The 2,610-nt window shown below is 44.7% G+C and carries 2 protein-coding genes; one reads left to right on the top strand and one right to left on the bottom strand.

Annotation, left to right across the window (positions count from 1 at the left end; genetic code table 11):
- Window positions 1–389 precede the first annotated feature (389 nt).
- The gene (locus EPYR_RS18410; RefSeq protein ID WP_012814655.1) at window positions 390–593 is read left to right on the top strand and encodes a Rop family plasmid primer RNA-binding protein; all 204 of its coding nucleotides are present in this window, start codon (window positions 390–392) and stop codon (window positions 591–593) included.
- Window positions 594–2,355: 1,762 nt separating this feature from the next.
- Here EPYR_RS18410 and EPYR_RS18400 read toward each other — a convergent pair.
- Window positions 2,356–2,607, bottom strand: coding sequence for a hypothetical protein (locus EPYR_RS18400; protein WP_148217855.1), 252 nt, complete (start codon window positions 2,605–2,607; stop codon window positions 2,356–2,358).
- Window positions 2,608–2,610 lie beyond the last annotated feature (3 nt).

Below are 2,610 nucleotides of genomic sequence, written 5' to 3'. Positions count from 1 at the left end.
CATTCACTCCATTGACAATTAATTAAATAGCCATTTTTTATAATAGAATTTTCGGAAGTTATCTATCTTTTATCCATTCCTACTCCAATGTTTCGAGTGCTAAAGCTCGTTTTCAAGGTACTGACGCAGATCAATGGCATTCAACCGTTCGGCCATCGCCGCAGCAGAGCTGCGGTTAAAGATAAATTTACCATAACACCCGTTGCCCGCACCGCCTGAGACGCACTCAGAGCCCTTTGAAAGCCGTAAGCCGTAAAAAACCTTAGTCTTCCTGGAGAAAATTCGTCAGAAACGCCCTCAGGCGCTTTTGCCTGTATGCATGGTTATGCAGCAGAATGCCTGACTGACGTTTTCATCCCGAATCTCACCCGTAATCGGAATAAGTGCGCATGAACAAGCAGGAAACCACCACCCTGAACATGGCGAAGTTTATCCGGGGACAGACGCTGCTGCTGCTCGAAAAGCTCGACGTACTCGATCTCGATGACGAAGCGGCAGACTGTGAAAAGCTGCACGAACAGGCCGAAGCGCTGTATCAAAAGCTGAGCGGACGGCTTTCGGAAAAAGAAACGGTGAACGGGAACGGATTTTAATCCGGTTCCGTGAAGTGTTGGCAGGGTGTCGGGGCGCAGCCCTGACGAAGGGTCTGGAGTGCCGGCGGTACTCCAAAAACACATCTTATCCTGCCGTTTTGTCGCCGGCACTAAGTGGCGGTAATGACAAAACATACCCTGTCCGGCTTTTGAACNTGACTGGTTGCGGGCGCTGCGCCGAACCAGTCACGGAGCACTAGCGGGGTGTATAATGGCTTAAATATATATGTCGTCACGGTGTTGGGGGATCAGGAAAGTGCTTCATGTGGCAGGCGTGATATGTGGCTCAGGAGTGACCCGGTACTATGTCAGGGCAGATGACATGACGCCTCCTCGTTCATTCGCTCACTTCGTTCGGTCATGAAGCTGCGGCGGGCGTTGCGGTTTAAGGTAACAGTGGTCATGCAGGGGTGGCTGGGCAAAGAGAAAGACCAGAGCAAAGGGCGCGGGGAACCCGTTTTTCCATAGGCTCCGCCCCCCCTGACAAGCATCACAAAAAAGGACGCTCAAATCAGTGGTGGCGAAACCCGACAGGACTATAAAGATCATCACCGTTTCCGGTGAATCGCTCCCTCTTGCGCTCTCCTGTTCCTGCCCTGCGGTTTACCGGTGTCTCTCCGCTGTTAAAGGCCGCGTATTCTCATACCACGCCTGACACTCGGTTCCGTTTAGGCAGTTCGCTCCAAGCTGGGCTGTGTGCAAGAACCCCCCGTTCAGCCCGACCGCTGCGCCTGTTCCGGTAACTATCGTCTTGAGTCCAACCCGGTACAGATGCGAAAAAACGCCACTGGCAGCAGCCATTGGTAACTGGGGGTTAGTGGATTTAGATATTCTGAGACTTGAAGTGGATGCCTGACTGCGGCTACACTGAAAGGACAGTTTTGGTATCTGCGCTCCACTAAAGCCAGTTACCTGGGTAAGAAAATCTTTCTGGATTGCCTTACCTTCAAAAAGCCACCTGCCAGGGTGGCTTTTTGTTTACTACGCAAAAGATACGCGCAAGAAAAAAAAGGATCTCAAGTAAGATCATCTAAAGATCGTAAAAAACAAGGCATTTGATACTACACCATTACCTTCTGTATGTTGTGGGGCATATCGAAAAGGAATCAGATGAGATGAAAGTAGCTTCTTTTTTTGGTATTTATAATAACCTGCCATTCTTGGCGCGCTATCAATCTTACTAAATATTGAGTTTATATATAACTTACTATCTAAAAAATGAAATAACAAAAGAACTAGCAGGATATATAATCGGAAGGTTTATTTTTTTTCTAGCTGTTATGCTTATAACGTCTATATTCTCATACAAGATATACAATAAGAAATAATTAATTTCGCGGACATTAACTGTCCGCATAACTAATCAAATCCCACCAAAAAAATAATCACACATATTATTAAAACCCTGCTCTACTCCTTCCTGAAAGAAGACAAGCATCTTCAAAAAGGATTTTATTTTTTTCTTTCGATTGCAAAATACAACAAATCAATATTACCAGCTCGCCTTAGCTTTGAGTATAAGTTTATATTTCTGTTTTTTAAATTTCTCGATGTATAAATTGCTCTAGCAGATTCAGCTCCAACAAGAAGAGTTATACCTATGGCTCCCCCCAGCCATCACTGATCCTATCAGGCTAGTTGAAACTGCCCTCCCTAAACTAATGCCTGTTATCTCCGAGAAGGAAATCTTCCCCTAATAATTCACCTGAAAAACTTCAGGCCAGCATCTTTTACTCTATTAATATCAACGTTAGCAATGAAATCATTTACAACTTATTTTTACTATTTTTTCAATAGTTCCTCTAAAAGATACCCCACTTTTTATTAATAGTGCAATTCTGTAGTGATCATCTTCATTGAGGTGTCGATTGTCGGTATCGATGAATTCATAGCCAAGATAATAGAGACTAACTGATAGGTCGATAGCTCCATTTGCGGCATAAAGTACAAAACCGTCGTCATCTATTCCCATCGAGCGCAACATTCTTTTAGCCAAACTTTTTGCATTATCCAAATT

The sequence above is a fragment of the Erwinia pyrifoliae DSM 12163 genome, from assembly GCF_000026985.1.
GTDB classification, from domain to species: domain Bacteria; phylum Pseudomonadota; class Gammaproteobacteria; order Enterobacterales; family Enterobacteriaceae; genus Erwinia; species Erwinia pyrifoliae.
This window is presented reverse-complemented; position numbering and strand designations above follow the sequence as displayed.

Excerpts from the sequence above, each read along its gene's own strand:
- EPYR_RS18410 (WP_012814655.1), top strand. The coding sequence starts at position 390 with ATGAACAAGCAGGAAACCACCACCCTGAACATGGCGAAGTTTATCCGG.